The 26,938-nt window shown below is 74.5% G+C and carries 21 protein-coding genes, 1 pseudogene and 1 riboswitch; of the genes and pseudogenes, 12 read left to right on the forward strand and 10 right to left on the reverse strand.

Going from position 1 to position 26,938, the window contains the following annotated elements:
- Positions 1-4: 4 nt before the first annotated feature.
- Positions 5-964, reverse strand: coding sequence for a glucosyl-3-phosphoglycerate synthase (locus tag ACIBIW_RS20180; protein ID WP_399337968.1), 960 nt, complete (start codon positions 962-964; stop codon positions 5-7).
- 220 nt (positions 965-1,184) lie between these two features.
- Positions 1,185-1,341, forward strand: a riboswitch (SAM riboswitch).
- A 17-nt stretch (positions 1,342-1,358) separates the two neighbouring features.
- Here ACIBIW_RS20180 and thrC point away from each other — a divergent pair.
- From thrC to groL, 4 genes are all read left to right on the forward strand, one after another.
- Positions 1,359-2,672 (forward strand): threonine synthase, encoded by a 1,314-nt coding sequence (thrC, locus tag ACIBIW_RS20185; RefSeq protein WP_399337970.1) that lies wholly within the window; start codon positions 1,359-1,361, stop codon positions 2,670-2,672.
- A gap of 44 nt (positions 2,673-2,716) precedes the next feature.
- Complete coding sequence (locus ACIBIW_RS20190) at positions 2,717-2,992, forward strand: MoaD/ThiS family protein (RefSeq protein WP_399337972.1); 276 nt, start codon at positions 2,717-2,719, stop codon at positions 2,990-2,992.
- 565 nt (positions 2,993-3,557) lie between these two features.
- Positions 3,558-3,761 (forward strand): cold-shock protein, encoded by a 204-nt coding sequence (locus tag ACIBIW_RS20195; protein WP_003986833.1) that lies wholly within the window; start codon positions 3,558-3,560, stop codon positions 3,759-3,761.
- A 496-nt stretch (positions 3,762-4,257) separates the two neighbouring features.
- The gene (gene groL / locus ACIBIW_RS20200) at positions 4,258-5,883 is read left to right on the forward strand and encodes a chaperonin GroEL (protein ID WP_399337974.1); all 1,626 of its coding nucleotides are present in this window, start codon (positions 4,258-4,260) and stop codon (positions 5,881-5,883) included.
- Positions 5,884-6,061: 178 nt separating this feature from the next.
- Here groL and ACIBIW_RS20205 read toward each other — a convergent pair whose 3' ends face one another.
- Entirely contained in the window at positions 6,062-6,532 is a 471-nt protein-coding gene (locus ACIBIW_RS20205; protein ID WP_399337976.1) for an Lrp/AsnC family transcriptional regulator, read from the reverse strand.
- A gap of 70 nt (positions 6,533-6,602) precedes the next feature.
- Here ACIBIW_RS20205 and ACIBIW_RS20210 point away from each other — a divergent pair, with 70 nt between their 5' ends.
- Positions 6,603-7,094 (forward strand): DUF2000 domain-containing protein, encoded by a 492-nt coding sequence (locus ACIBIW_RS20210; RefSeq protein ID WP_399337978.1) that lies wholly within the window; start codon positions 6,603-6,605, stop codon positions 7,092-7,094.
- A 160-nt stretch (positions 7,095-7,254) separates the two neighbouring features.
- Entirely contained in the window at positions 7,255-8,877 is a 1,623-nt protein-coding gene (locus tag ACIBIW_RS20215) for a hypothetical protein (protein WP_399337980.1), read from the forward strand.
- A gap of 75 nt (positions 8,878-8,952) precedes the next feature.
- Here the strand turns inward: ACIBIW_RS20215 and murQ are convergent, their stop codons facing one another.
- Together murQ and ACIBIW_RS20225 are read right to left on the reverse strand one after the other, a co-directional pair.
- Positions 8,953-9,927, reverse strand: coding sequence for an N-acetylmuramic acid 6-phosphate etherase (gene murQ / locus ACIBIW_RS20220; RefSeq protein WP_399337982.1), 975 nt, complete (start codon positions 9,925-9,927; stop codon positions 8,953-8,955).
- Between the two features lie 264 nt (positions 9,928-10,191).
- Positions 10,192-11,118 carry a MurR/RpiR family transcriptional regulator gene (locus ACIBIW_RS20225; protein WP_399337984.1) on the reverse strand — a complete coding sequence of 309 codons (927 nt, stop codon included), beginning with the start codon at positions 11,116-11,118 and terminating at the stop codon, positions 10,192-10,194.
- Between the two features lie 878 nt (positions 11,119-11,996).
- Between ACIBIW_RS20225 and ACIBIW_RS20230 the strand changes: the two genes are divergently transcribed.
- Together ACIBIW_RS20230 and ACIBIW_RS20235 are read left to right on the forward strand one after the other, a co-directional pair.
- Positions 11,997-12,383: a hypothetical protein gene (locus ACIBIW_RS20230; RefSeq protein ID WP_399337986.1), complete on the forward strand. Its 387-nt coding sequence runs from the start codon at positions 11,997-11,999 to the stop codon at positions 12,381-12,383.
- Positions 12,380-12,649, forward strand: a complete 270-nt coding sequence (locus ACIBIW_RS20235; RefSeq protein WP_399337988.1) for a DUF4031 domain-containing protein — start codon at positions 12,380-12,382, stop codon at positions 12,647-12,649. The genes ACIBIW_RS20230 and ACIBIW_RS20235 overlap by 4 nt, the downstream gene beginning before the upstream one ends.
- 190 nt (positions 12,650-12,839) lie before the next feature.
- On the opposite strand, the gene ACIBIW_RS20240 is transcribed toward ACIBIW_RS20235, so the two are convergent.
- From ACIBIW_RS20240 to ACIBIW_RS20250, 3 genes are all read right to left on the reverse strand, one after another.
- On the reverse strand, positions 12,840-13,874 hold the full coding sequence (locus tag ACIBIW_RS20240) for a GNAT family N-acetyltransferase (RefSeq protein ID WP_399337990.1): 1,035 nt from the start codon (positions 13,872-13,874) through the stop codon (positions 12,840-12,842).
- Between the two features lie 46 nt (positions 13,875-13,920).
- Positions 13,921-15,174 (reverse strand): Cmx/CmrA family chloramphenicol efflux MFS transporter, encoded by a 1,254-nt coding sequence (locus ACIBIW_RS20245; protein ID WP_399338389.1) that lies wholly within the window; start codon positions 15,172-15,174, stop codon positions 13,921-13,923.
- A 204-nt stretch (positions 15,175-15,378) separates the two neighbouring features.
- Positions 15,379-16,038: a hypothetical protein gene (locus ACIBIW_RS20250; protein WP_399337992.1), complete on the reverse strand. Its 660-nt coding sequence runs from the start codon at positions 16,036-16,038 to the stop codon at positions 15,379-15,381.
- Between the two features lie 130 nt (positions 16,039-16,168).
- Here ACIBIW_RS20250 and ACIBIW_RS20255 point away from each other — a divergent pair, with 130 nt between their 5' ends.
- Together ACIBIW_RS20255 and ACIBIW_RS20260 are read left to right on the forward strand one after the other, a co-directional pair.
- Positions 16,169-16,855 (forward strand): maleylpyruvate isomerase family mycothiol-dependent enzyme, encoded by a 687-nt coding sequence (locus tag ACIBIW_RS20255; protein WP_399337994.1) that lies wholly within the window; start codon positions 16,169-16,171, stop codon positions 16,853-16,855.
- A gap of 226 nt (positions 16,856-17,081) precedes the next feature.
- Positions 17,082-17,789 (forward strand): copper homeostasis protein CutC, encoded by a 708-nt coding sequence (locus ACIBIW_RS20260; RefSeq protein WP_399337996.1) that lies wholly within the window; start codon positions 17,082-17,084, stop codon positions 17,787-17,789.
- A gap of 33 nt (positions 17,790-17,822) precedes the next feature.
- Here the strand turns inward: ACIBIW_RS20260 and ACIBIW_RS20265 are convergent, their stop codons facing one another.
- The gene (locus ACIBIW_RS20265; protein ID WP_399338391.1) at positions 17,823-19,796 is read right to left on the reverse strand and encodes a HelD family protein; all 1,974 of its coding nucleotides are present in this window, start codon (positions 19,794-19,796) and stop codon (positions 17,823-17,825) included.
- Positions 19,797-20,546: 750 nt separating this feature from the next.
- Between ACIBIW_RS20265 and ACIBIW_RS20270 the strand changes: the two genes are divergently transcribed.
- Positions 20,547-20,780 carry a hypothetical protein gene (locus ACIBIW_RS20270; RefSeq protein WP_399337998.1) on the forward strand — a complete coding sequence of 78 codons (234 nt, stop codon included), beginning with the start codon at positions 20,547-20,549 and terminating at the stop codon, positions 20,778-20,780.
- A gap of 179 nt (positions 20,781-20,959) precedes the next feature.
- Here the strand turns inward: ACIBIW_RS20270 and ACIBIW_RS20275 are convergent.
- A pseudogene (locus tag ACIBIW_RS20275) lies at positions 20,960-22,597 on the reverse strand (DNA repair helicase XPB); the annotation flags it as partial.
- 141 nt (positions 22,598-22,738) lie between these two features.
- On the reverse strand, positions 22,739-25,501 hold the full coding sequence (locus ACIBIW_RS20280) for a helicase-associated domain-containing protein (protein ID WP_399338000.1): 2,763 nt from the start codon (positions 25,499-25,501) through the stop codon (positions 22,739-22,741).
- A 281-nt stretch (positions 25,502-25,782) separates the two neighbouring features.
- Between ACIBIW_RS20280 and ACIBIW_RS20285 the strand changes: the two genes are divergently transcribed.
- On the forward strand, positions 25,783-26,925 hold the full coding sequence (locus ACIBIW_RS20285; RefSeq protein WP_399338002.1) for a hypothetical protein: 1,143 nt from the start codon (positions 25,783-25,785) through the stop codon (positions 26,923-26,925).
- Positions 26,926-26,938 lie beyond the last annotated feature (13 nt).

Here is a 26,938-nt window from a genome sequence, read left to right on the forward strand (position 1 = left end):
AGGTCTACCCGACCCCCGACCCCTCGGCCCCCCGCGCGGCGTACTCGCCGACGGTCAGCATGGGGGGCCGCTCCTGTGTGTCCACCGGGTAGGAGCGGGGCGCGAAGCGCCCCTCCTCCCTGACGAACTGCGTCATCTCGGGCCGCACCAGATGGCCCCTGGCCAGCCGCACCTGCGCGGTCCTGTAGATCGCGGCGGCCATCCTGCCGAGCGCCTGGCTGTCCTGGTGCCTGTGCCTGCGCACCCCGACGTCGACCTGTGCCAGCGCGTCGAGCCCGACCGTGTGCAGCGCGTCCACGAGCAGCCCCAGCTCGACGCCGTACCCGACGGGAAACGGCAGGCGTTCGAGAAGTGAACGCCGGGCGGCGTACTCGCCGCCGAGCGGCTGTACGAAACCGGCCAGCAGCGGCCAGTGCATGTTCAGCAGCGGCCTCGCCACCAGCTCCGTCACCCGGCCGCCCTGTCCTGGCTCCGAGCCGAGCGGGCGGTCGTATACCGCCTTCACGAACTGCACCCCGGGGTCGGTCAGCAGCGGCCCGACGATGCCGGAGACGAAGTCGGCGGAGAACTCGCGCAGGTCCGCGTCCACGAAGCAGACGATGTCGCCCCCGGTGACCAGCAGCGAGCGCCACAGCACCTCGCCCTTGCCCGGCACGGCGGGCAGCGCGGGCAGGATGCCGTCCCGGTGCACCACCCGCGCGCCCGCGCGCGCCGCCACCCGCGCCGTACGGTCCCTGGAGCCCGAGTCGACCACCACAAGCTCGTCGACCAGGCCGCCGGGACCCATCAGCTCCCGGCGCACGGTCCGCACGATCGCGCCCACGGTCGCCTCCTCGTCGAGCGCGGGCAGCACCACGCTGACCGTGCTGCCCGCGGCCCGCTTGGCCGCCGCGAGCCGCGCGGGCGACAGGTCGCCTGCCACCCAGGAGCGTCGGTCCAGCCAGCGCTCGACTTCTTCCAGCACGGTTCGCGCACTCCTCACGTCTCGTCGCGCCCCCGCGCGCACGGCGCCCTGCCCGGCGGCCGGAACCGGCACACTGTGACCCATCTCGCGGTGCGGACGGCTATCTCAACACTCGGGGCCTTCGGTTACAGTCTTGAACAACGCGGATGGCCTCCGTATGTCGGGGGCGTCCTGATAGCTGACAAACGCCCGGGAAACTTCTCGTCTCCCGGTGCCATACCGCTCATCCAGAGGGGCAGAGGGATACGGCCCGTTGAAGCCCCGGCAACCCTCCAGCCGGTCTCGCGTTCCACGTCGGTCTCGACGCGGCGAGGCTCCCGGCTAGGGAAGGTGCCAATTCCGTCTCGTGGCGAGATGCGTCACGGGAAAGATGAGGAGAGAGGGCCTCGCCATCATGGCTGCGCAGTCCGACGCCAGCACACCACCCGCCGCCACCGCCGCGGACATCCCCGGGACCGTCGACCTCGGCCCCGCCGTCGCGCTCTCCTGCCGCGAGTGCGGCGAGCGCGTGCCGCTCGGCCCCGTCTTCGCCTGTCAGAGCTGTTTCGGCCCCCTCGAAGTCGCCTACGACCTGCCGCTCGGCGACCCCGAGGCGCTCCGCAAGCGCATCGAGGCGGGCCCCGCCAGCCTCTGGCGCTACGCACCGCTGCTGCCGGTGCCCGCCGACGTCGCGGACAAGCCCAACCTCAACCCCGGCTGGACCCGGCTCGTCAAGGCCGACAGGCTCGCCGCCGAGATCGGCATCACCGGCGGGCTGTACGTGAAGGACGACTCGGGCAACCCCACCCACTCCTTCAAGGACCGCGTGGTCGCCCAGGCCGTCGAGGCCGCCCGCGCCTTCGGCTTCACCACGCTCTCCTGCTCCTCCACCGGCAACCTCGCGGGCGCCGTCGGCGCCGCCGCGGCCCGGGCCGGCTTCCGCTCCTGCGTGTTCATCCCGCACGACCTGGAGCAGGGCAAGATCGTCATGGCCGCCGTCTACGGCGGGGAACTCGTCGCCATCGAGGGCACGTACGACGACGTGAACCGCTTCTGCTCCGAGCTGATCGGCGACCCGCTCGGCGAGGGCTGGGGATTCACCAACGTCAACCTCCGCCCGTACTACGCGGAGGGCTCCAAGACCCTCGCCTACGAGGTCTGCGAGCAGCTCGGCTGGCGGCTGCCCGACCAGCTCGTCATCCCCATCGCCTCCGGCTCCCAGCTCACCAAGGTCGACAAGGGGCTCAGGGAACTGATCAAGCTCGGCCTCGTCGAGGACAAGCCGTACAAGATCTTCGGCGCCCAGGCCGAGGGCTGCTCCCCGGTATCCACCGCCTTCAAGGCCGGGCACGACGTGGTGCGCCCGCAGAAGCCCGACACGATCGCCAAGTCCCTCGCCATCGGCAACCCCGCCGACGGCCCCTACGTCCTGGACATCGCCCGCCGCACCGGCGGCGCCGTGGAGGACGTCACCGACGCCGAGGTCGTCGACGCGATCAAGCTGCTCGCCCGCACCGAGGGCGTCTTCACCGAGACCGCGGGCGGCGTGACCGTCGGCGTCACCAGGAAGCTCGTCGCCGCGGGCGTCCTCGACCCGGAGCTGACGACCGTGGTCCTCAACACCGGGGACGGCCTGAAGACCCTCGACGCCGTGGCCCCGACCACGGGACCCACCGCCACCATCCGCCCGAGCCTCGACGCGTTCAGGGCGGCTGGACTCGTCGGCTGAGCACCGCAGTTCCCCCCCCGTATGTCCCAGGAAGGTCTATCGCCATGAGTGTCAACGTCCGCATCCCCACCATCCTGCGCACCTACACCGGCGGCCAGGCCGAGGTCCCCGCGCAGGGCGCCACCCTCTCCGAGGTCATCGCCGACCTGGAGGCCAACCACACCGGCATCGCCGCCCGCGTCCTCGACGACGAGGGGAAGCTGCGCCGGTTCGTGAACGTGTACGTCAACGACGACGACGTCCGCTTCGAGCAGGGCCTCGAAACCCCCACCCCGGACGGCGCCGGCATCTCGATCATCCCCGCGGTCGCCGGAGGCTGAGAGCCCCGCAGGTGTGCACCGCCCCCGGAACCGCCGGGTCTACGGCCGCGGTTGCGGGGGCGGCGGCGTCATCGGCGGGGGGACGGCGGGGTGTTCGCGGACGGGGGGCGGGGGGGCGGCGGGCCGTGGTGTCCGCGGCCCACGGCCGGACCGGAAAACGACCGGCGGCGCGCCTGACACGCCCCCCGAGGGCGAAACGGAAGGTGCAATTCTCTATGGTTGAAGGCGGTAAGGTTGGGGAACGCGCGGCATCGGACCCCGGAGACCGCGTACTGAGCGCTGTTGTGTGACGACAGAAAACAGCCAAAGTGCCTCGCCTTTTTAAGCCGTTTATGGCTTTTGCCGGGCCCGACTTGCCCCTAATTTTCACTATTTCTCCCGGTACTTCCGATCAGTGCTGCCCAGATTTCTCGTCCGATTGACCTGTTGCAGACGGCAGTTGGACAGATACATTCAGCCGCGGTCGACGCGTTCCGGCGCACACCCCCAACCGTTGGGGCGTGAGGTCTGACCCGGGTCCGCGAAGTGCGGTCCTGCGCAAGGGCCAGTAATAGGGGAGTTAGGCATGGCTCAGGGCACCGTCAAGTGGTTCAACGCGGAGAAGGGGTACGGCTTCATCGCGGTCGACGGTGGTGCGGATGTTTTCGTCCACTACAGCGCGATCCAGATGGACGGTTACCGCACCCTGGAAGAAGGCCAGCGGGTCGAGTTCGAGATCTCGCAGGGCCAGAAGGGGCCGCAGGCCGATATGGTCCGTGTGGCTGGTTGAAGCGCCGACTGATAAACAGCGACGTTCGAACGGAGCCCGCATTCCTCCAGGGGAATGCGGGCTTTCGTTCTGCCCGGACGCTCCCGGCCGCGCCGCCCCGGCCCGGTCTCCCGGGTCCCGCCGCGCGCCCACGGCGCCCCGCCTCGCACACCGCGCCCCCGCAGCGCCCACGCCCCCTGCGCCCCCTGCGTCCCACACGCCCCTGTGCCTCCTTCCTCCTCTTGGCGTCCCCCTTCCGAGTGGTGTCCGCCGGATGTCCCCCGGGCAGGGGGAGGTTGCACTCCCCCCGGTCGAGTGCTAATCATTGGCGTTAGCACTCTGAAGGTGAGAGTGACAAAGAAGGACCGGGTCGGTGAGGTTCACCGGGCCGCGTGGTCGCACCAGGACCACCGCCCAAAGGACCGTCCGTCGCGGGCGCCAGCGCGGTCCGGAGCAATCCGCCCCCACGCTCTACGGGCGGTGGGGAGACCTCTGTTGTCCGGGAGGACCACTTCACATGGCCAAGATCATCGCGTTCGACGAGGAGGCACGGCGCGGCCTTGAGCGCGGCATGAACCAGCTCGCCGACGCCGTGAGGGTGACGCTGGGCCCCAAGGGCCGCAACGTCGTCCTTGAGAAGAAGTGGGGCGCGCCCACGATCACCAACGATGGTGTGTCCATCGCCAAGGAGATCGAGCTGGAGGACCCGTACGAGAAGATCGGCGCCGAGCTGGTCAAGGAGGTCGCGAAGAAGACGGACGACGTCGCCGGTGACGGCACGACGACCGCGACCGTCCTCGCCCAGGCGCTGGTCCGCGAGGGCCTGCGCAACGTGGCGGCGGGCGCCAACCCGATGGCGCTGAAGCGCGGCATCGAGAAGGCCGTCGAGTCCGTCTCCGCCGCCCTGCTGGAGCAGGCGAAGGACGTGGAGACCAAGGAGCAGATCGCCTCCACCGCCTCCATCTCCGCCGCTGACGTCCAGATCGGCGAGCTGATCGCCGAGGCCATGGACAAGGTCGGCAAGGAAGGCGTCATCACCGTCGAGGAAGCCCAGACCTTCGGCCTTGAGCTGGAGCTGACCGAGGGCATGCGCTTCGACAAGGGCTACATCTCGGCGTACTTCGCCACCGACATGGAGCGTATGGAGGCCGTCCTCGACGACCCGTACATCCTGATCGCCAACTCCAAGATCAGCAACGTCAAGGACCTGCTGCCGCTGCTGGAGAAGGTCATCCAGTCCGGCAAGCCGCTGCTGATCATCGCCGAGGACGTGGAGGGCGAGGCCCTCTCGACCCTCGTCGTCAACAAGATCAAGGGCGTCTTCAAGTCCGTGGCCGTCAAGGCCCCCGGCTTCGGCGACCGCCGCAAGGCCATGCTCGGCGACATCGCCATCCTCACCGGCGGCGAGGTCATCTCCGAGGAGGTCGGCCTCAAGCTGGAGAACGCCACCCTCGACCTGCTGGGCAGCGCCCGCAAGGTGGTCATCACCAAGGACGAGACCACCATCGTCGACGGCAAGGGCAGCAAGGACCAGGTCACCGGCCGGGCCAACCAGATCCGCGCCGAGATCGAGAACAGCGACTCCGACTACGACCGCGAGAAGCTCCAGGAGCGCCTCGCGAAGCTGGCCGGCGGCGTGGCCGTCATCAAGGCCGGCGCCGCCACCGAGGTGGAGCTGAAGGAGCGCAAGCACCGCATCGAGGACGCCGTGCGCAACGCGAAGGCGGCCGTCGAGGAGGGCATCGTCGCCGGTGGCGGCGTGGCCCTGCTCCAGGCCACCTCGGTGTTCGAGAAGCTGGAGCTCCAGGGCGACGAGGCCACGGGCGCGCAGGCCGTGAAGCTCGCGCTTGAGGCCCCGCTGAAGCAGATCGCCGTGAACGCCGGCCTTGAGGGCGGCGTCGTGGTGGAGAAGGTGCGCAACCTCACCCCGGGCCACGGCCTCAACGCCGCCACCGGTGAGTACGTCGACCTGGTCGCCGAGGGCATCATCGACCCGGCCAAGGTGACGCGTTCCGCGCTCCAGAACGCCGCGTCGATCGCCGGCCTCTTCCTCACCACCGAGGCCGTCGTCGCCGACAAGCCCGAGAAGGCCGCCCCCGCGGGCGCGCCGGGCGGCATGCCGGGCGGTGACATGGACTTCTGATTCCGCTCGCGGAACCAGGTCCGGTACGGACCGGAGGCGGCACCCCACTCCCAGGGGTGCCGCCTTCGGCATACCCGCAGGTGCCCTGCGGGCCGTGGGGGGACGGGGGTTGCTGTGGCAGGCGCCCCTTAGCTGCCGGGTGCCGGGTGCCGGGTGTCCGTTGCGGTGCCGGGCGGTCTCAGGTGCCGGGCGGCGGGGCCAGCGGGCGGGGGTGGACGTGCTCGTACACCGTCGTCGACTGGACGTCCGCGACCTCGCGGCGCTCCGTGAGCCGGTCGATGACGAACGCGTACAGGCCGCCCACGTCGGGCACCGCCACATGCAGCAGGAAGTCATGGGGGCCCGCGGTCACGAAGAGGCCGATCACCTCGGGCAGCCGCGAGGCCCACTCCCGGAACCCCTCGATCACCGGCCGGGACGGCGGCCGCACCCGCACCGCGATCAGCGCCTGCACCGAGCGGCCCACCGCCTCCAGATCGAGCGCCGCATGGTAGCCGCTGATCACCCCCCGCGTGCGCAGCGCGCGCACCCGTTCGAGCGAGGTGGAGGGGGAGACGCCCGTCCTGGCGGCGAGTTCGCGGTTGGTCCGCCGTGCATCGTTCTGCAACTCCCGCAGCAGGGCCCAGTCCGTCGCATCAAGTTCGGTCATACCGCCATTGTCGCGCAGGACGTTCGGAACGACTTCTCAGAGCGCGTACGTGTGCCTAGCGTCGGGCCGTATGAGCGTACAGACAGAGACTGCTGGGAGCGGGCGCGAGCCGGGGCGTGACGAGGGTGTGCGCACCGATCTGTCCACCCGCAGCGCCCCGGTGAAGTGGGTCGTCGTGGTGGACGAGGCGCTGCCCGCGGGCCGCGCGGTGAACGCGGCCGTGTGTGTCGCGGCGGCCGTCGGCAAGGCCAGGCCGGAACTTCTCGCGGGCCATGGCGAGGACGGCTCGGGCAACACCCACCCCGGCCTGCCGTGGGCCGGCTGCTCGATCCTCGCCGCGGACGCCGCGACCCTCCACGGCCTGCGCGAACGCGCCGCCGCCCGCCCCGACCTGTTCGTCGTCGACATGCCGGGCCCCGCGCAGACCGCCCGCGTCTACGACGACTACCTCGCCGCCCTCGCCGCCACCCCGCACCAGGAGCTGACGTACCACGCGGTCTCCCTCGTCGGGCCGAGGAACCGCGTCACCAAGCTCGTGGGACGGCTGCCGCTGCTCGCCTGAGGCGCGGCACGCGTCCACTCCCGGCGCCGCCGCCCGCCGCCCCCCGCCCCGGTCCCCGTCCGGTGGCGGAGGGGCACGGCGCGGGTTACGAATGCTGTGCGTACGTATCCGCACGCGTGGAGCGACGACAGCGTTTCCATGACGTTGGGAGTACACGAACATGACCATCGAATCCTTCGACCCCGAGAAACTGCCCCACGTGGGCGATCCGGTCCTCTTCGAGGACATGGGGGAGCCGGCCGCGCGTGAGGCGGGGCCGCAGGGCCACGGGGAGACCCGAATAGGCGCCGAGGCCCGGGCGCGGCAGGGCGGCCACGCCCCGCCCGCGGCACAGCCCCCGTACGACGAGCACCCGCCGCGTGACGAGGCCGCGCCGCAGGACGGCCGGGCGCGGGCGGAGGGGCGCGCGCCGGGCGCGCACCCGCACGCGCGGGGGGACGAGGGGGAACCCGCCGAGCCGGCCGAGGCGTTGGCCGAGGCGGCGGGCGGCGGCAGCGACGACCTCGGGGTGGCGCCCGTGGACCGGCTGACGCACAGCATCATCGCCAACCGGCCGCTGGACGAGGTGCTGCGCCTGATCACCCTGCTGGACGAGTCGCCCGCGCACGCGAGGGTCGCCACCGAGGCGGTCAAGGCCGCCGCGCTCGAACGCTCCGTCGACGACGTCACCGAGCTGGTGGAACGGCTCAGCCGCCCGCCGCACTCGACCGACGCCGCCGACGAGGCGATCCGCACCGCCACCGAGCACCGTCCCGTGGACGACGTCAGCAGGCTGGTCACCCTGCTGCACCGCACCCCCGAGGACGCCCGCGCCGCCGACGAGGCCATCAGCTACGCGGCCCGCACCCGCTCCGTAGAGGAACTGGCGCAGCTCATCAGCCGGCTCGGCCAGGACGCGGGCACCGTCACCAGGTCGGTGGGGCCGCCCACGCCCTACGCGCCGCTGTCCGGCATCGAGCCGCCGGAGCCCGAGGAGGCGCCCGCCCCGGCGAGCGCGGAGCGCGCACGGCGCGACGACGGCGCACCGCTGCTGCTGCGCGCGCCCGCCGCCGGGGCGCTCCTGCTCTGCGCGGTGCTGGCGTTCCCGCTGCTCGGGTCCGGCATGAGCGGCGCCCTGTTCGCGCTGTTCGTGGCCGTGGCGCTGCTGGGCCTCGGCGCCGCGGCGCGGCTGCTGTGCACCGCGCGTGGCGCGGCGGCGGCGCTGCTCGTCGGGGCCGTGGCCGCGGCGGCGCTCGCGGCGATGCGCCTGGTGCCTTCGGGAGCGCGCGGCGACACGCTCAACTCGGCGCTGCGGCACACCCTCGCGCCGTCCATGGCCGTGCTCGTGGTCGCGCTGCTCGCGCTGCTGCTCGGCCTCGGGGCGCTCGCGGCGCTCATGGTGGCGCACGGCGGCGCCCGCGCCGCGGCGAAGGACGGGCCCCGGGCACCGGCCGGCAGCACCCGCAGCGGCACCGCGGCGTGGGAGGCGTATCTGCGCGGCGAGCAGTCGGCCGCGGCTTCGGCGTCCGCCGCACCCGCGGCCCAGCAGGCGCCGTCGGAGCAGCGCGCCGAGCACCGGGCCGCGCCCCGCGCCGACTACCCGATCGAGCCGCCGACTGCCGCCAGGGGCGAGCGCACCGCCGCCCCCTGGCCCGCGGGCGCGGCCGACCCTCGCGCCGGACGGCCCCCCGCCGCCGACCCGTGGGCGGGGCACCCCGCGGGCGCCTGGGGCGAGGAGCCCCTTCCCGAGTGGGGCCCCGGCGCCCGCCGCACCGGCTGGGGGGAGGCGCCCGAGGGCCGCTGAGACCGCCGGGGGGGGCGGGGCGCCGGGCGCGCCGGGAGACCGGGCCCCGGCGCCCCGGCGTGCGCCGGTGCGAGTTCAGCGCGTGGGGCCCGCGCCCGCCAGCGCCTCCCGCAGATGCCCGTCGGCCTCCGCGAGCAGCCGCGCCGCGGTGGCCGCGTCGACACCGCCGAGGATGGTGAGGATGGCGTCCTTCACCTCGCCGCCCGTCGCCGTCAGCGCGGCCTCGATGGCGCCGTCGGGGGCGCCGGTCGCCAGCGAGACGATCCGCCGCGACCTGGCGCGCAGCTTGTCGTTGGAGGCGCGCACATCCACCATCAGGTTCCCGTACGTCTTGCCGAGCCTGATCATGGTGATGGTGGAGAGCATGTTCAGGACGAGCTTCTGCGCGGTGCCCGCCTTCAACCGGGTGGAGCCGGTGACCAGTTCGGGCCCCACGACGACCTCGACGGCGTGCTCGGCGGCGGCACCCAGCGCGCTGCCCGCGTTGCAGGAGAGCCCGACGGTGAGCGCGCCGAGGCGCCGCGCGTGCCGGACGGCGCCGACAGCGTAGGGGGTGCGCCCCGACGCGGAGACTCCGACAACGGTGTCACGCTCCCCGACGGCCAACGCGTCCAGATCGCTCGCGGCCAGTTCAGGAGAGTCCTCCGCGCCCTCCACCGAGGTGACCATCGCGCCGGGACCGCCCGCGATCAGCCCGATCACGTCGGCCGGGTCCGTGTTGAAGGTCGGCGGGCACTCGCTGGCGTCGAGGACGCCCATGCGGCCCGCGGTGCCCGCGCCCGCGTAGATGAGCCGCCCGCCGCGCGCCATACGGGCGGCCGTCGCGTCGACGGCGGCGGCGATCGCCGGGAGTTGGGTGGCGACGGCGGCGGGCACGGTGGCGTCCTCGCCGTTCATCAGCCGCGCGATCTCCTCAGTGGGCAGCCGGTCGATCTCGGCAAGATCGGGCCTGAACGCCTCGGTGGTCAGCGTCGCGAGCTGGTCCCGCAGCTCGCCGTAGGGGGTGGGGGCGGCCGGTTCGTCCGCGGTGGGGCCGTCGGTGGATGTCATGGCGTGCGGCTCTTTTCGGTGCGGTGTGCGGTGGCATCGCGGTGGTACGGGACGGCGCGGGGTGCGCCGGATGAGGGGAGGGGTGGAGAGGAGTGGAGAGGGGTGGAGAGGTGCCGGGCGGCGGGGGAGAGGGGTGAGACGGGAGAGGTGGGAGGGGCGAGGGGGTGGGAGGGGTGAGCGGGGTGCGAGGGAGCGTACGACGCCTTGGGGGGCGGGTGCGCGCCGGCGTGCGCGCGGGGCGGGGCATGGGGGCGGGGCGTGGGCTCAGCGGCCCCCCGCGCCCCGGGTGCTGTGCCGGTGCGCCAGGGCCTCGTACGAGGCGGAGAGCGCGGGCGCGGCCGTCTCGTAGGTGCGCTGGGCGACCCCGATGAACAGGCAGTCCACGACGAGCAGTTGGCTGGTGCGGGACGACATGGCGGCGGGCCGCAGCTCGCTCTCGCGGGCCGTGGAGGTGGTCAGCACGTGGTCGGCGTACTGGGAGACAGGACCGTCGGGGCGGCCCGTGATGGCTATCGTCGTCGCGCCCCGCTCGAAGGCGACGCGCAGCGGCTCTATCACGTCGCCCGTGGTGCCGGAGTGGGTGATCGCGATGGCGACGTCCTTCGCGCGCAGTTGGACGGCGTTGGTGATGGCGAGGTGCGGGTCGCCGTGCGCGTGGGCGACGAGCCCGATACGCAGCAGCTTCTGTGCGAGGTCCTGGCCGACCAGGCTGGACGCCCCGATGCCGTAGATGTCGATACGGCGCGCGGCGGCGAGGCTGCCCACGGCCGCGCCGAGCTGCACGGTGTCCAGGGCGGCCGCGGTGTCGGCGAGGGTCTGCTGCTCGTCGTAGGCGAGCTTCGCGACGACGTCGGCGATGGGGTCGTCGACGGCGATGTCGGCGGTGACCGCGGGCGCGCGGCCCGACTGCTGCTGGGCGGCGAGCCCGGCGAGCGCGAGGCGCAGGTCGCGGTAGCCGGGGTAGCCGAGGAGGCGGGCGGTGCGCACCACGGTGGCCTCGCTGGTGCCGGTCAGCTCCGCGAGCCCGGTGACGGTGAGCGCGGCACAGCCCGCCGGGTCTCCCGCGACCGCCTCGGCGACGCGCTGCATGGAGCGGGTCATGGACGGGGCGAGCGTGCGCACCTTGGCGGCGAGGGCGGCGGGCGGGGGCCCTGCCTCCCCCAGGAAAATTTCCTTCACGTCATTGCTCACCCTCCGAAACATATTTTCACACCCTCGACCGGTCAACCCCCTGCGGACGGCGCGCCCCGACATGGCGAGGAGTGAACGGCGCGGGAACGGGCGCTTCCCGCGCGGAACGGTTCCCTCGCAGGGGTGCCTTCCTCGCGGGGGCGGTTTCCTTGCAGGGGCGGTTTCCGGGCAGGGGTGCTTTTCGCGTACCGGCGTGCGGGCGGGGGCGGGCCGCGTGCAGCGGCGCTTCCCGCGCTCGGGGGCTCCGCGCATGGGGGCGGCCGCGCGTACGGGTGCTTCTCCCGCGTGTAGGCGCTCCGTGGGTACGGGCGGGCCGGGTACACGGCGGTCCCCTAACACGGGCGGCCCCCGGACATGGGCGGTCCCCGGACAGCCATGGGCGGCCCCCGGACATGGGGCGCAACCCGCGCATCGATGTCCCCGCGCTCGGGCGCTCCGCGTGTGCGAGCGGGCCGGGTACACGGCGGTCCCCGGGTACGGGCGTTTCGCGCGCACCGGTGTCTCCGCGCGCGAGTACTCCGCGCGTACGGGCGGTCCCCGCGTGCGGGTGCTCCCCGGGCATGGGGTACTTCCTGTGCACAGGCGGGCCTGGTGCACGGGAGGTTCCCGCGTGCCGGGCAGCAGTACGCCCGCCTCGTACGCGCGCACCGCCATCCCCACGGGCCGCCTCCGGCGCATCCGCGCCCGAGCGCGCAGGCGGGCCTGGCGCACGCGAGGTTTCCGCGAACCGGCGCTTCCCGCGTAGGGGCGGCCCCACGCGTAAGGCGCACCCGCGCGCATGCGCACCCCGCGCATCGGCGCCCCCCACGCACGGGCGGGCCGGTGCCCCCCCGGCACCGGCCCCTCGTGTTTCCGCCCCGGCCGCGCACAATGGACGCATGCAGGAGTCATCCGACGACATCCCCGCCCTGGAGGCGACGCTGCACGCGGCGCGGGCCAGGATCATCGCGGACGTCAGCGCGTCAGGGGCGGCCACCGCCGAAGTGGTCTCGCTGGTCGAGGACTCGGTGCGCGAGCGGCGCTGGTGGCTCGGGCAGTGGCCGGAGGGCGCCCCGTTCATCGCGGGCCTGGTCGCCCAGGACGTACAGGACTCGCTGCTCGAACACCGCGGCCGCTGGCCGCTGTGCCCGGTCTGCCACGACGAGCCGCACGCCTTGGAGGTCGAGCCGGAACTCGGCCCCGACCCGGAGTGGGTGTGCACGCGCGCGGGCGTGCGGGTCGCGGAGGTCGGCAGGCTCGACACGGCGCTCGGGGGCGGCGCGTGACCGTCTACATCGACCCCCCGGTGTGGCCGGGGCACGGCCGCCTCTGGTCGCACCTCGTCAGCGACGCCTCCTACGCCGAACTGCGCGCGTTCGCCCGCGCTATCGGGGTCCTCGACCGCGCCTTCGAACGCGACCACTACGACCTCCCGTCGCACCGCTACGAGGACGCCGTGCGCGCGGGCGCCGTGGAGGTGTCGAGCCGCGAGGTGGTACGGCTGCTCACCGCGGCGGGGCTGCGCCGCCGCAAGGGCCGCCCGGGGCCGTGAGGGGCGGCCTGTCCTGGCGCGTGAGGCACGGGTGGGGCTGAGGCGCGGCGGGGGCCGTTGAGGGCCCGGGAGGCGCGTGGAGGGGCCCGTTCCGGGGCGTGGGGGCGCTCCCAGCCGCTGCGGGGCCGTTCTGTGGCGCGTGGGCCGCGGGCGGGCGTGAGCGGCCCTGGACGGGCGCCTCGTGGCGTGCCTAGCCCTTGAACTCGTACGCGGTCATGCCGGTCCCGTCGGGACCCGCTTCGCCGAGGCTCTGGTAGCCGGCGCGTTCGAGCACGGCGTGGGAGGGCGCGTTGTCGCGTGCGACGGTGGCCAGCAGCCGCCCCACGCCGTCCTGGGCGAGCGCCCAGTCGCTGAGCGCGCGCACCGCGTCCGTCGCGAGGCCGTTCCCGCGCGCGCGTGCCACCAGGTCGTAGCCGATCTCGGCCTCGCCGTCCGCGTCGGGCGCGCCGTGGAAGCCGATGCCGCCCACCGCGAGCCGGTCCGCCTCCCGTACGACGACGTACAGGCCCCAGCCGGGCAGCAGCACGCCCGCCTCGTACGCGCGCGCCACCATCCCCGCGGCCTCCCTGGTGCCGCCGTAGGGGCCGCCGCCGAGCCACTCGAAGCCGCCGTCGCCGCCGAGGCTGAGGTCGTACGCGGCCGCGACGGTGGCCTCGTACAGCGCGACGCGCTCCGCGGGGATACGCAGCGGGTGGCGGGGCGTGGTGTCGGGGACCGGGTCGCGCCCCGGGAGGGCGCCGAGCCCCCTGGCCCACAGCAGCGTCGGCCAGGGCGGGTGCCCGGGGGCGGCGCGCGGGTGCAGCCGGGTCAGCACGCCCTCGGCGAGGCCGTCCGGCGGCTCGAACGCCGCCCCGTGGGAGCGGGCCACGGTGTGCGCGGTGAGCAGCGCCTCGGCCACGCCCTCCGCGGCGAGGCCGGAGGCGTCGTCGCAGGCGCCGCCGGTGAGCACGTAGCGGGTGCCCGCGGGCGCGGCGCGTACCGCGGCGGCCAGCAGCCCTCCGGCCGTCTCGACCATCCGCGCGGGAGCTGCTCCGGCGTCCGAGGGGCGCGGCGGGCGGGCGTCCCGGTCGACGAGCAGGGTGGTGAGGGCGAGGAGTTCGGCGGCCAGCCGCCGCGCGGCGCGCGCGGTCTCCCGGGAGTCCCCGGCCTCGGGCGGCTGCCCTTCGAGGACACGCACGGCGCTCGCGACGGCCTCGGCCACTTCGTCCCCGCCCATCACACGCATGCCGGTGATCGTACGGCGTCGGCGGCGTGACCCGGCACGCGCCCGCTCAGTCGGCGGCGGGCTGCGGCGCGGGCTTTGGGGTGTGCTCCCTTGCCACCTCCGCGGCCTGCTCGGAGGACGCGACGACCGTGCTGGGGCGCCCTCCGTCGCCGCCGCGCCGACGCCGCAGCGCCAGCGATCCGGCCACCACGGCGAGGGCCGCGAGCGCCATCACGGCACCGGCCCACGCCGTGCCCCGGTAGCCGAGGCCCGCGTCGATGACGAGGCCGCCGATCCACGGCCCGCCGGTGTTGCCCATGTTGAACGACGAGGTGGCGGTGGCGCCGCCGAGCGTGGGCGCGGTGCCGGTCACGTTGAACACGCGCGCGTTGAGCGCAGGCGCCGTGAAGAACGACGTGAAGCCGAGCAGGAAGGACAGCACCACGGCGGCGGGCGCGTTCTGCCCGAAGAGCGCGAGCGCCGCGAGCAGCACCGCGGAGCCCGTGATGCCGCTGAGGATCACACCGAACAGATGGGCGTCGGCGATCCTGCCGCCGACCGTGGTGCCCGCGAGCGCGCCGATCCCGAAGAGCCCGAGCACCACGGGCACCATGCCCTCGTCGAGCCCCGCGAGATCGGTGAGCAGCGGCGACAGATAGCTGAAGCAGCAGAAGACGGCGCCGCCCGCGAGCGCGGTCATCACCACCGCGAGCCACACCTGCGGCTCGCGGTAGGTGGTCAGTTCCTGACGCAGCCGCGGGTGCCGCTCCGGCAGCGGTATCGGCTTGATCAGCGTCAGCACACCGGCGAACGCGATCGCCGACGCGGCGCCGACCGCCCAGAACGCGGAGCGCCAGCCGAGGCCCTCGCCGAGCAGCGCGCCGAGCGGCACCCCCAGCACGTTGGCTATCGACAGGCCGCCGATCATCACGCCCATGGCGCGGGCGCGTGCGTTCAGCGGCACGGTGGCTATCGCGACCGCGGCGCCGACCGCCCAGAACCCGGCACAGGCCAGGGCGCTGACCACGCGGGACGCGAACAGGACCTCGTAGCTGGGCGCGAGGGCCCCGACGACCTGGCCGAGCCCGAAGACGGCCAGGAGGGCGAGGAGGGTGGCGCGGCGCGGCAGCCGCTGGGTGGCGGCGGCGAGCACGGGCGCGCCGACGACCATGCCGATGGCGAACGCCGAGACCAGCAGGCCCGCTTGCGGGATGGTGACGTTCATGTCGTCGGCGATGTGGGGAAGCAGGCCGGACAGCATGAACTCGCTGGTACCGAGGGCGAAGACGGAGAGACCGAGGACGTAGACGGCGAGGGGCATCCGGGCGCCGGAGACCGACGCAGAGCGGGTGGGCATGACACCAAGAACGGATGGGCGATTCCCCTGCATTCCCGTTGGCGCCGCTCTCTGGGAAAAACCGGGGGCTCGCGGAAGCGAGCGTGACAGGGCGGCGTGCGCACGCGCGCTCGTCGGCGCCCGGTGCCCGGCGGCCCGTGCCCGGCGGCCGGTACCCGGTGCCCGTGCTCAGCCGACGAGCAGCGCCAGCTCGGTGGCGACGTTGTGGCGGGCGGCCCGTTCCCAGTGCTCGTGGGCGTACGGGGTGTGGAAGAGGGCCGGGTGGTCGAGCAGCGCGCGCAGGACGTCGGCGCGCGCCGGGCGGAACGTCTCGTCGGGCACGAACGCGTACTCCTCGCGCACCGCCGCCGCATAGGCCGCGTACGCGGCGGGCGACCCCGCGAGCACGCCGAGATCCGCGTCACACAGCACCGCGCCGTCCGGGTCGTCCCGCGCCGGGTCGTGGCGCGCCGTCAGCAGCACGAGCCGCACCACCTCGGCGACGCTCGCCTCGTCCATCCCGGCCTCGGTGAGCGCGCGCCGCGCGAGCGCGGCCGACCGCACCTCGTTCTCGGAGCGGTCGGGGCGGTAGACCGCGTCGTGGAACCACGCGGCGAGCCGCACCACGTCGGGCCGCCGCGCGTACCGCGCGAGCGTGTCCACGCGGTTGAGCACCGCGACCAGGTGTGCCGTGTCGTGGTAGCGGCGCTGCGGCTCTGCCCAGCGCGCGAGCAGGCGCTCGGCGTACGGCGCGGGGTCGGGCCCGGGGCCCCTGACGGCGAGGAGCGCCGCGCACCACCGCGCACGCGGCTCGCGCGCGCCCGTCTGCTCCCGGGAGTTCGCGGACATGGGGCCACCCTAGATCCTGCTCGTCCGCACACGCGCGTAAGGGAATTCCGGCGCGGGCCCGCGCCAGTCGGCGGGATGCCGATGGGGGCGGTTCCGGCGGGGAGCGGAGGGGAGGGCCTAGCGTGTTCGTATGACCGCTGATGTACGAGACGTACTGAACGCACGTGACGAGCGTGACCCGGAACTGCCCGCCCGGCTGCTGGGCGCCGGACGCGAGGTGTTGATGCCGCTGCTCGGGGAGTGCGGCGAGCGCGAACTCGCGCGTTATACGGCGTGTCCAGGCTGGACCGTCCGGCATGTCGTCGCGCACTGCTCGGCCGCGCTCAACCGGGTGCTTGAGGACCGTGTGGAGGAGGCCGCGTTCACACCGGAGGGCAACGACCGCGACATCGCGGAGCGCGCCGACTGGCCGCACGAGCGGCTGCTCGCCGAGCTGGAGCGCGGGCTCACCGGGGCCGGGGCGGCCATCCGCGCGGCGGGCGGCCCGCTGGACGGGATCGCGTTCGGCGAGTGGGTGCACGTGGGCGACGTGCAGGACGCACTCGGGCGGCCGGGCGGCTACGGCGGGGACGCCCTGCCCGACGCGCTCGCGCTCCTCGGCAGGCTGACCAGGGCGCGCGGGCTCACCGCGCTCCACGCCGACCTCGACGACCAGGACGAGCCCGTGCTGCTCGGCGCCGCGTCGGGCGACGCGCCCCCGGCCCGCTTCCTCGGCTCCGGCGCCACACTCGTACGGCTCTACGCGGGCCGCCCGGTGGTCGGCGCACGGTACGAACTCGCCGGAGCGACGGAGCGCGACCTCCTCATCTACGGCTGAATCTATGGCTGAGGCGGCGCCCGCGCGGGCTGAAGCGGCGTCCGTGACGGGGCCTTCGGCTCCGGGGGCGCCGCGGCGGCGTCGGCTCGGCTCCGGGGCGGCCCGGGGCGCGTCGCCTCCCACACGCGCGTGTCGCCGTCCGGGCATACACGCGGGTGCCCCACGCCCCGGAGTATTGGACTAGACCTGTAGATTGGCCGCGAACCCGGACCGACGAAGGGGCCCCATGAGCAAGCGCGCCGTCCTTGAGGTGATCGCCCTTGACCCCGAGGACGCACGTGCCGCCGCTGCCGGGGGCGCCGACCGGCTCGAACTGGTCGCCGACATGGCGGCCGACGGCCTCACGCCCTCCCTCGGGACCTTCGCCGCGATCAGGGCCGCCGTCGACATCCCGCTGCGGGTGATGCTCCGCGTCTCGGAGGGTTTCTCGGCGGGCGGTCCCGAGGGGATCGCCGAGCTGAAGGACCGTGCGCGCGCCCTGCGCGCGGCGGGCGCGGACGAGTTCGTCGCCGGCTTCCTCACCGACGCGGGCGAGGCGGACCTGCCCGCGCTCGAAGCGGTCGTCGGCGCGCTGGACGGCTGCCGCTGGACGTTCCACCGCGCCATCGACCACGCCGCGGACCGCGACAAGCTGCGCGAGCAGCTCGCAGCGCTGCCCGGCCTCGACACCTGCCTGACCGCGGGCTCTCCCGCCGGGGTCGAGCACGGCCTGCCCACGCTGCTCGCGGAGGCCGGGCGGCCCGGCGCGCGGGAGCACGCGCCGCGCCTCCTCGTCGGCGGCGGCCTGCGGCTCGGCCACGTACCGACGCTGCTCGACGGCGGCCTCGACGCGTTCCACATCGGTACCGCAGCCCGCCCCGGCGGCTGGAGCGCCCCGGTGTCGGCGGACGCGGTGCGGCGCTGGCGGGCCGCCGTCGACGGCGGGACCGGCTGAGGGCCCGGGTCCACCCGGGCCGCGCCGCCCCCGTCAGCCCAGTTCGCGCGGCAGCGGGTCCGCGTGGACCACGGCGAGGCCCGACACCGCGCGCGTGAGCGCCACATAGAGGCGGCGCAGCCCCGTGCGCTCGTCGGGCTCGCCCGCCACGACGGCCGACGGCTCGTCCAGGACCACGTAGTCGTATTCGAGGCCCTTCGCGAGCGAGGCGGGCACCAGCGTCAGCCTGGCCTCCTGTGTGGTCTCCTCGCCCGGGCCCAGATACGGCAGCCCGGCCTCGTCCAGGGCCGCGGCGAGCGCGGGCACGCGCGCGTCCGCCGCGATCAGCCCGGTGGAACCCTCCCGCAGGAGCGATTCGCCGCAGGCCGCGACCACCGCCGCCGTCAGCCCGCCGCCGTCGGCGCGCCGTACCGCGAACGCCCCGGGCGACTCCCTTACGGAGGCCACGGGCGCGAGCCCGGGCGCGATCGACGGCAGCAGCCGCGACGCGTACGCGATGACGTCGCGCGGCACCCGGAAGCCCGCCGTCAGCTCCTCCACCACGGCGTCCTCCTTGCCGAGGTGGCGCAGCGCCTCGTCCCAGCCGCGGGTGGCCCACGGCGTCGTGCCCTGCGCGAGGTCGCCGAGCACCGTCATGGAGCCCGTGCTGCATCTGCGGCCCACCGCGCGGTACTGCATCGGCGACAGGTCCTGCGCCTCGTCGAGCACGACGTGCCCCAGCGAGTGGGTGCGGGTGACCAGGTCGGACGCCTCGTCCACGAGGACCGCGTCCGCCGCCGACCACTTCGCCGACTTCACGCTCCGCGGCGGCTTCGCCCACAGGATCGTGCGCTGCTCGTCCGGGGTGAGGACGCCCTTCGCGTGCTCGGCGAGGAAGTCCGCGTCGGACAGCAGCCGCAGCACCAGCCTCGCCGGGTCGACCGCGGGCCAGACCGCCTTCACCACGGCCTTCACCGGGGCGCTGCGCGCGACCGCGTCCTGCACCCGGTCGTCGGGCGCCTCCCCGGCCTGTTCCATCCGCACCAGCACGGCGTGCGCGATGCGCTGCGCAAGCGCCTCACGGGCCGCGCCGTAACGCATGTCGCGGTTCTGAAGTTCCGAGACGATCTCCTCCAGCTCGTACGCGGGCACCCGCCAGCGCCGCGAGCCGCGCACCACGACCAGTGGCTCCGCGGGCGGCGTGACCTGGGCGCGCAGGGCGCGCCGCAACACCTCGGCCATCCGCGCGTCCCCCTTGACCAGCGCGGCGGGCGCCCCGTCCACGCCGTCCGCCGGCACCTGGGCGACGAGGTCGGCGACGGTGGCCTGGCGCACGTCCAGCTCGCCGAGGGCGGGGAGCACCTGCTCGATGTAGCGGAGGAAGGAGGCGTTGGGCCCGATGATCAGCGTGCCGGTGCGGGCCAGCCGCTCCCGGTGCGCGTACAGCAGATACGCGACCCGGTGCAGCCCGACCGCCGTCTTGCCGGTGCCAGGACCGCCCTGCACGCACACCGACCCGGTGAGGCCCGAGCGGACGATCTCGTCCTGCTCCGGCTGGATCGTCGCCACGATGTCGCGCATCGGGCCGACGCGGGGGCGCTCGATCTCCTGCTGGAGCAGCTTGCTCGTGCGCTCGGTCTCGCGCGGGTCCGACAGGTGCTCGTCCTCGTACGCGGTGAGGTCGCCGCCGGTGTAGCCGAACCTGCGGCGCAGCCCCACGTCCATCGGGGCCTTCTTCGACGCCCGGTAGAACGGCTGCGACACCGGGGCCCGCCAGTCGATCACCATGGGGTCGCCGTCCGCGTCGTGCACATGCCTGCGCCCGATGTAGAACCGCTCGCCGCCCGCGCCCTCGGCCAGTTCGGCGCCGGGCGCGTGCAGGTAGTCGAGCCGCCCGAAGAAGAGCGGGGTGTGGGCGAGGTCGGCGAGCGACTTGATCCGCTCGTCGAGCTGCCGTTCCAGCACGGCCGCGTTCACCCAGTTCGCGGTGACGTCGCGGATGTCGAGGGCCTGCGCGTCCTCGCGCATCGCCCGCAGCGCCGCCCGGGACGCGACGAGGTGGGCGCGCTCGCGCCCCAGCGGGCCGCCCCCTTCCCCGTCCTTCTCCCCTCCCGCTCCCTCTCCCCGGGCTTCCCGGGCCGCGTCGTCGGCGGCCGTGGGGGGCGCGGTGACGCCGGGGGAGCCGGACGGGGCGGCCACGGCGGGTGGGGCGGGTGGGGCGGTCTCGGCGGGGTCGATGGGCGTGCTGGACACAGGCGTGGCCTCTCGGATACCTCGGATACGCGAACGGAACGGTGCACGGCGCGGGGGACGCGGCGGCGTGGCGGTGGCGCCGGGGCCGCGTGGGGCGCGGTGCGGTGAGCCGCCGGTTTCCGTCCGGGCGGCGGCCATCCACGAGGGGAGGCGGGCAAGAGCGGGAAGTGTAGATCAGCCGGGAATCATGCGCCAACGAATTGTTTCGCCGCCCGTCGGGCCGCGGACCCCCCTGCCCGTTTCCACCCGGGTCTCCCTCCCCGGGGCGATCACGGAGGAGGCGCCGGGCGGCCGTCTCTACCCCGAGGACGACCCCTGGCCCACCCACAGGTGGACCCTCCGGCGCTCCGTCTCCGCCCTGGGAGTTCAACCCTCTGGACAATTCCGGCAAATCAGCCCGGTGTCCCGGAGAAGACCCTGATCCGACCCCGGCCGCCGCCTCGCTCCGGAGTCTGATCGAAATCCACCCGGGCCTCCACCCGGGGGCCGATGTGCCGTGAATGCCCGAAAACCATGATGGGACCCATGAGCGCATCGACCTTCCCCCCGACCGCCCCGGTCTCGGCGATCCCCTCCGCCTTCCCTGGGCAGCGACGCATCCACCGGCCCTCGGGCGCCACCGCGGCGACCGGCGCCGAGCACCCCCACCGTCTCGGGGACGCCCTGCGCGTCCTCAAGGTCTTCACCGCCACCGCTTTCAGCGTCGTCGTCCTCGGCGGGGCCGACGGCATGGAAGAGGCCGGCGTCCGCAGGCGATGACCGGGCCCGGGGCCTCACGCCCCCATGGCGTCGGTGTCCCCCGTGCCGTCGCCGCCGGGCCGAGCCTCGTCACCGGCCGCACCCGTGTCCGTACCCGCACCCGTAGCCGTACCTGTACCCGTGTCCGCCCCCGTGCTCGTACCCGTACCCGTTCCGTCTCCGTCCGACTGGGGGTCGCCCCCCGACAGCAGCGAGTCCGCGTCCATGATCCGGTACGCGTAGCCCTGCTCCGCCAGGAAGCGCTGCCGGTGCGCGGCGAAGTCCTGGTCGATCGTGTCCCTCGCCACCACCGAGTAGAAGCGCGCCTCGTGCCCGTCCGCCTTGGGCCGCAGCACCCGGCCAAGCCGCTGGGCCTCCTCCTGCCGCGACCCGAAGGTCCCCGACACCTGGATCGCCACCGTCGCCTCCGGCAGGTCCACCGAGAAGTTCGCCACCTTCGACACCACGAGCACCGAAAGCTCCCCCGCCCGGAAGGCGTCGAACAGCCGCTCACGCTGCGTGTTCGAGGTCTCCCCCTTGATCACGGGCGCGTCCAGATGCTCCCCCAGCTCGTCGAGCTGGTCGATGTACTGCCCGATCACCAGGGTCTGCTGCCCCGCGTGGCGGCGCACCAGCTCCTCGGTGACCCGCCTCTTGGTCTCGGTCGTCGCACAGAAGCGGTACTTCTCCTCGGTCTCCGCGGTGGCATACGCGAGCCGCTCCCCGTCGGTCAGGTTCACCCGCACCTCGACGCAGTCCGCCGGCGCGATGTAGCCCTGCGCCTCGATCTCCTTCCAGGGCGCGTCGAAGCGCTTGGGCCCGATCAGCGAGAAGACGTCGGACTCCCGCCCGTCCTCGCGCACCAGCGTCGCCGTGAGCCCGAGGCGGCGGCGGGCCTGGAGGTCCGCGGTGAACTTGAAGACGGGCGCGGGCAGCAGATGCACCTCGTCATAGATGATCAGGCCCCAGTCCCTGGAGTCGAACAGCTCCAGATGCGGATAGACGCCCTTCCGCTTCGTCGTCAGCACCTGATATGTGGCGATGGTGACGGGCCGGATCTCCTTGCGGGTGCCGCTGTACTCGCCGATCTCCTCCTCGGTCAGCGAGGTGCGCTGCACCAGCTCGTGCTTCCACTGCCGGGCCGAGACGGTGTTGGTGACCAGGATCAGCGTCGTCGCCTCGGCCTGTGCCATCGCCCCCGCGCCCACCAGCGTCTTGCCCGCACCGCACGGAAGGACCACGACACCGGAGCCGCCATGCCAGAAGTTCTGCACCGCCTGTTTCTGATATGTGCGCAGCGCCCAGCCGTCCTCGGCCAGCTCGATCGGGTGCGCCTCGCCGTCCACATACCCGGCCAGGTCCTCGGCGGGCCAGCCGAGCCGTAGCAGCGTCTGCTTGATCTGCCCCCGCTCCGAGGGGTGCACGGCCACCGTGTCCGGGTCGATGCGGGCCCCCACGAGGGGCGCGACCCGCTTCGACCGCAGCACCTCCTCAAGCACCGGCCGGTCGGTGGTGGTCAGGACCAGGCCGTGCGCCGGGTGCTTGCTCAGGGTGAGCCTGCCGTAGCGGTCCATCGTCTCGGCGATGTCCACGAGCAGCGCGTTCGGCACCGGGTAGCGCGAGTACTCGACCAGTGCGTCCACGACCTGCTCGGCGTCGTGCCCGGCGGCCCGGGCGTTCCACAGCCCGAGCGGGGTCACCCGGTAGGTGTGGATGTGCTCGGGTGCCCGCTCCAGCTCCGCGAACGGCGCGATCGCGCGGCGGCACGCGTCCGCCTGCTCATGGTCGACCTCAAGCAGCAGGGTCTTGTCCGACTGAACGATGAGCGGTCCGTTCACGTGCGTCCCTTCCGAACGTGTCGCATGGCCAACCCGGGGCACCACCACTCCGGCCAAACGTCCAGTGTGCCTCACCCGACCACCGGCCCGCCGTGGCACGGGGCATCCGGGGCGGGACCGGCTCGGCGCGGGCGGCGCGGCTCAGGTGTCGTGGGAGAGTTCTGTGATGCCGGTGATGCCGGTGATGCGGTGGAGGGGGTAGGTGCGTAGTTCGTCGGCGATGCGGTCGAAAGCGGTCACCACGCCGCCCTCGACCCGTACCGGGGCGATCACGCGTCGGCTGGCGGTGCCCTCGGCGTTCACATAGCCGATCCACACCGCCTCACCGGTGAGCACCGCGGCCTGGAGGGCGGCGAGGGTGTCCTCGGTGGGGGTGCGGGGCACCTGTCCCGGCGGCTGGGGGACGTCGCCGCGGGGTGCGGAGGCCGCCGCCTCCCCGGTCCGCAGCGCGCGTACGGCGTCGGCGAGTACGGCGGTGTCCGGCTCGGGCGGGCCGTCGGGGACGGGCTCGGGGGCGGTGCGTTCCGGGGTGCGCAGGGCGCTCGCGCGGGCGACCACCACATCGCCCGTGGCGGACTCGATGGCGGGCGCGAATCCCATCGCGCGCAGCCCGTCGAGGAGCGGCGCGGGCTCGGTGCGGGTGGCGATGACGGTCGGCGCGAGCCGGCGCAGACCGAGGCCCGCCGAGCGCTTGTCGGCGGTGATCTCGTCGAGCACGGCGGGGTCGTCGCAGCGGACGTAGGCGGAGGCGGCCCCGATCCGCAGATGGCCGTGCTTACGTGCCACGTCGTCGATGAGGTAGGACAGCGGCTGCGGCACGGGCGTACGGGAGTGGGTGGCGAGGAACGCGTGCAGATCGTCGGCGCCGTGCCCCGAGTCGAGCGCGCGCCGTACGGAGCCGGGGGTGAAGCGGTAGACCGTGGCGCCGCCCTTCGACTCCACGTCGGCGAGCACACCCAGGGTCTCCGCGACCGGCGCGACGAGCGGCCCCGGGGCGACGGCGGTCAGATCGGCCTGGAGCAGCACATGGTCCACCGGCTCGGGCAGCAGCGGCGCCAGCAGCTCCGCGGGCGAGGGCCCCTGCACGGGCCCGTGCTCCCGCGCCTGCTCCTGCCCCGGCGCCTGGCCTTGCTCCCGCGCCCCGGTGGCGAGGAGCGCGCGGCCGTGGGTGGAGAGGGCGCCGCGTCCTGTGACGCCGAGGAGTTCGGCCTCGTCGAGTACCCAGCGCGCGATGCGCGAGCGCAGCCCCTCGGGGCGCTCGGCGCGGGCGGGGCGCTCCCAGCCGAGCCGGGCGAGCAGCGCGTCGGGATCGGGCGCCGCGCCCTCGGGAAGCTCGTCGAGCAGCGCCAGCACCCGGCCGCGCACCTCGGGCGAGGCGGACCTGTCGAGCCCGGGGCCGAGCGCCGAGAGTGCCCGGTCCTTGCTGTCCCGCCCGCCGACGAGGCCCGGTGTGCGGGTGGCGGGCAGCCAGGCGGTGACCAGCCGCTGCCAGCGCTCCGCGACGGGCAGGTCGAGCCAGGTGTCGTACGCGGGGGTGGCGGCGTAGCGCTCGACGTCCCTGCGGCGGCTCCTGCCGCCCTCCGCGGGGTCGTCGGCGAGGGCGGCTTCGGGGTCGTCGCCCTCGGCCGCGGCGAAGGTGCCGTGGCCGCCGTCGGAGGCCAGCAGCCCGGCGGCGTAGGCGAGTTCGAGCCAGAAGGCGGCGGTGGTCTCGGGCGCGTCGAGCGCGGTCGCGGTCCGCTTCAGGTCCCGCACGCTGAGTCCCCCGGCCCGCAGCACCGCGGGCCCGCCCTCGTCCCACTCCTTCAGCAGCCCCTCGACGACGGTGACCGCCGTGTACGCCTGGCCCGCGGCCGTCATGTCGACGATACGGGGCCGGTTGTGGGCCGCGGTGGCGATCGTCGGGGGCAGCGGTTCGAGCCGCCGGTGCGCCCGGCCGCCGCGCAGATGGAGGGCGGCCTCCCTGGGCAGTACCACCGTGCCGGGCGAGGTCGGCAGCAGCAGCCCCCGGTCGAGCAGCCACCGCAGATGGGGCGCGGGCGCCGCTGTGACCTGCCCGTACGGCGGCCCCCACAGCAGCCGCTCCAGTACGTCGAGGGCGGCAGGTGGCGCCTCGTCGAGCAGCGCCGCCATCCGGGAGCGGTCGGCGAAGAGCGCGGCGAGCGCGGAGACGGCGGAGACCGCGTCATGGGTGGTCGGCAGCCCGGCCGTGGTGACGATCTCCTGGACACGGCCGGGGGACATCCCGGACGTGGCCTCCGCGACCGTCGGCCCGAGGCCGGTGGGGGAGGGGTGCTGGGGCGAGGGCGTGAGGAGTTCGCGCGCGGTGCGCACCAGCCGCAGCCGGTCGTCGGGCCCCCACAGCAGCGCCTGTTCGCGCAGCGTCCCCACGGCGCCGGGGAGCGCACGGGCGACTGCCCCGGAGAGGGGGAGCCGTTCGGGACCGCCGCCGGGGTCGGCGTTGGACTCGGTGGCGGTGGTACCGCTGGCGGTGGTGTCGGGGGTGGCGGGGGCGGTGGCGCTGGCGCTGGCGGCGCCCGGGGCTACGGTCTCGTCCTCTTCTCGTTCTCGCGGGTGTCCCGTGTCCGCCGCGGAGTCAGGACCGGAGTCCCCATCTGCCCCGTATCCGGTGAGGAGTTCACGCAGTGCCCGGTACGGGGTCGGCTCCGCGGCGATCGCGAGGGCCTGGGCGGTCTGGAGGGCGAAGCGGTCGAGGCGGCCGAGGGCGCGTACCACGGAGGCGCGGTTCACGGCCCGGGTGGCGAGCTGCGTCATATCGAGCGGCACCGGCGAGAGCAGGTCGGGCCGTGCCCGCAGCAGGGCGGCCAGGGAGGCGTCGTCGCGGGCGCGCAACGCCTCGGCGAGGGACCGGGGGGCACCGCCCCCCGACGTCAGATGACTGCTCATCCGGCCCACGGTAACGGGTCGGGGCGGCACCGGGGGCCTCCCGGGAGGCGCGGGCGGTTCATCCGCGCCCCCGCGCGCGGCGGCACGCCCCGCCCCGCGCGGGCGCGCAGCCGCGGCCCCAGCCCCGTGCTCCCGGTGCGGCGGCGGCGCGGTGGCGTTGCGCGTGGCGCGCCCGTCGCGCACCCGCCGCGCCCGGATGAGGGAAGATCCACAGGGGACCCCCGTGGCGCGGTACCGTCGTTCGACGGGGAACTGAACGGGCGAGCCCCGGAGGGGACTTCGTGGGGATCGAGAGCGACCGGCTGGTCTTCGACTATCTGAGCCGGGTCGGAGACGTGGCCCAGCAGCGCCAGTTGCCTTCGGCCACCCGGATGCGGCTGGTCACGGAGCTGCGCGGGGAGATCGACCGGCACCGTTCCGGTGGCGCGGCCGACAGCCCCGCCGCGGTGCGCCGCATCCTGTCGAGGCTCGGCAGCCCCGACGCGGTGGTCGAGGCGGCGGGCGGCAGCCGCCCCTCCCGCGCCAAGGAGCCCGAGTACGACTACGACCCCGACCCGCCCCCGCCGCCCCGGCCCGCCGCGCCCTCCCCGCCGCCCCGTCCGAAGCCCGCGCAGCCCCCGGCGCCGACCGGCGAGTCGACCCTGGAGCGGGTGCCGGGCATTCTGCGGCGTCTGGTTCCGGGCCCGCGCCCCCCTGAGCCCGCTGAGCCCGCCCAGCCCGCCGAGACCGCCGCCGGGCCGGAGGTCCCCGAGGCGTCGGCGCCCGCCGCGGGCCCGCCGCGGCAGCGCGGTCGTACCTCGTCGAGTACCGACTGGTGGCGCGTCGACGGCAGTCCTTCGGGCGGCGACGGCGCGGTGCCCGGCTTCGTCGGGGGCGTGGAGATCCCCGAGATACTGGGCATTTCACCCATGAAGCGGCCCGGGGAAGGGGTGCCGCTCTCCAAGGACGGCGTGGACGCGGAGGGCGGGGGCGAGGCGGGCGCGGAGGCCCTCCCCGTGGCGGAGGCGGACGTCGCGGACGCGGCCGAGGTCCCCAGACGGCGTCTGGTGCCGCGCCTCTGGCCCGCCCGGGTGGCGTCGCCGGCCCGCTGGACCAACCCCCTGCTGCTGATCGCCGCCGTGCTGCTGGTGTGGGGCGCGCTCTTCACCAACTGGTGGACGGCCGCCATCGGCTGGGTCATCGCGTACGCCTCGCGGCGGCTGACGCCCGGCGAGTCGAAGGCGGCGGTGTTCGTGGTGCCGGGGCTCGCGGTCGCGGGGGGCATCGTCTGGCTGTGGGGGAGGGGAACCGGCCGCTGGGGCTCGGCGATCGCCAAGGGCCATATGAACGACGCGCTGGCCGACACCTGGCCGGGGGTGCTCAGGGGGGCGGCCATCGCCTCGGCCCTGTTCCTCGTCTGGCGCTCCCAGCGCGGCCGCTCCTGAGGCGCAGGGCCCT

This window comes from Streptomyces sp. NPDC050560 (genome assembly GCF_044457285.1).
GTDB lineage: Bacteria > Actinomycetota > Actinomycetes > Streptomycetales > Streptomycetaceae > Streptomyces.